The sequence below is a fragment of the Marinobacter sp. bablab_jr003 genome (assembly GCF_016464245.1).
In the GTDB taxonomy this organism is placed as follows: domain Bacteria; phylum Pseudomonadota; class Gammaproteobacteria; order Pseudomonadales; family Oleiphilaceae; genus Marinobacter; species Marinobacter vinifirmus.
The window spans coordinates 1-1,839 of record NZ_JADARC010000107.1; the positions used below are offsets into that span (position 1 = coordinate 1).

The following is a 1,839-nucleotide window of genomic DNA, read 5'->3' on the forward strand; positions in this document are numbered from 1 at the left end:
GGCGTTGAGGCTGTAGAAAAAACCCGAAATCGCCCTCGGTTTTGGTAGCATCAGGCAAACGGACAAGGAGTGGTCAGATGCCCCGCTTCAAGCACTACAACTACGACCAAGACGCCATGGTCGTCATCAACTACCAAGAACAGCTGCAGCCCGGCACCTTTGAACACGCGGTGCATTATCTGATCGAGCACAAACTGGACCTGTCGGTATTCCATCCAAGGTATCGCAATGAAGACACCGGCCGGCTGGCCTACGATCCGGCGATCCTCCTGAAGATCATCCTGTTCGCCTACTCCAAAGGCATCACCTCCAGCCGCGAGATGCAGTGGTGCTGCGAGACTAACATCATCTTCAAAGCTCTGTCCTGCGACACGGTTCCACACTTCACCACCCTGGCTAAATTCGTCAGCAGCCACTCGGATGAGATCGAAGAACTATTCGAGCAGGTATTGTTGGTCTGCCACGAACAGGGCCTGCTGGGCAACGAACTCTTCGCCATCGACGGGTGCAAGATGTCGTCGAATGCTGCCAAAGAATGGTCCGGCACCTTTAAGGAACTGGAAGAGAAACGCACCAAACTGCGCCGGCTGGTTCGCCATCATCTCAAGGCCCATTACGAGCGGGACGAGGCAGAGACCGAAGCCGAACTGGACCGGGATATCCGACGAGCCAAAACCATCCTGTCATTGGATGAGGCTGCCAAGAAAGTCGACCGCTTCCTAAAGACGAACCGCCCAAGGATGGGCCGGGGGAAGCGAAACAAGGAAGTGAAGAGCAACATCACCGATAACGAAAGCGCCAAGATGACCACCAGCAAGGGCACGATCCAGGGCTATAACGGCGTGGCCACGGTGGACAAGAAGCACCAAGTCATTATTGATGCCCAGGCCTTTGGCGAAGGCCAGGAACATCACACCCTGCAACCAGTGCTGGAGAGCGTGGAGGCCCGCTTCAAAAAGCTCGGTATCGCTGACAGCATTTATCAGCAGGGCACTGTGATCACCGCCGACACCGGCTTCGCCAACGAAGCCAACATGAAGTACTTGCACGAACGGCAGATCAACGGCTACGTGCCAGACAACAAGTTCCGCAGCCGCGACCCGAAGTTCCAGAACCAGAAAGACAAATACGGCAAGCGCCATCAGAACCAGCCAAGCACGGGTTGGAAAGAGATCATCCCGGCCAGTGAATTCCGGTTCGATCCTGTGAACCTGACCTGCATCTGCCCGGCGGGAGAAATCCTCAAGTACCACGGTACCCGGGCAGACCAGAACGGCCAGAGCCGAGCCTATTTCCAGGGGCGTTTACTGCAATGCCGTCATTGCCCGAGGAAGCATCAGTGCATGCAGAACCCGGACGCCGCCAATCATCGGAAAGGCAAAGGCCGACAAGTGTCGTTCACCATCGAGCACAAGCGCCTGCCGAACTACACCGACTGGATGAAACACCGGGTGGATAGCCCGCAGGGCAAAGAGATCTACAGCCACCGTATGTCGGTGGTGGAACCGGTGTTCGGCAACATCGGCACGAACAAGGGCCTTAATCGCTTCAGTTTGCGGGGCAAGAAAAAAGTGCAGGGCCAGTGGCAGCTATACTGCCTGGTGCACAATATTGAGAAGCTAGCGAATTACGGGCGAATGGCGGCGTAATGCTGAGAGCGGAAGTGCCGGAAGAGCACCTGCTGGAAACCAGCAATGCCGGCGCCAAAAGCCCCAAAAGGCCAAAGCGGATGGCTGAATATAGAAATCACGAGAATCGGCCAGTTGAAGGCCGCGATAAAAATTACAGGAATCAGGCGCTGGGAATGACTCGGAATCGGGTTTTTCTACGGCCTCGTTA

The 1,839-nt window shown here is 55.8% G+C and carries 2 protein-coding genes; both read left to right on the plus strand.

Translation table 11 applies throughout. The annotated features are described in order from the left end of the window. Positions 1–77: 77 nt before the first annotated feature. Complete coding sequence (locus H3Z84_RS10945) at positions 78–1,649, plus strand: IS1182 family transposase (RefSeq protein WP_094625389.1); 1,572 nt, start codon at positions 78–80, stop codon at positions 1,647–1,649. After that, positions 1,649–1,839: hypothetical protein (locus H3Z84_RS16960; protein WP_206768930.1), on the plus strand; the 191-nt coding region annotated here is incomplete at its 3' end. The genes H3Z84_RS10945 and H3Z84_RS16960, both read left to right, overlap by 1 nt.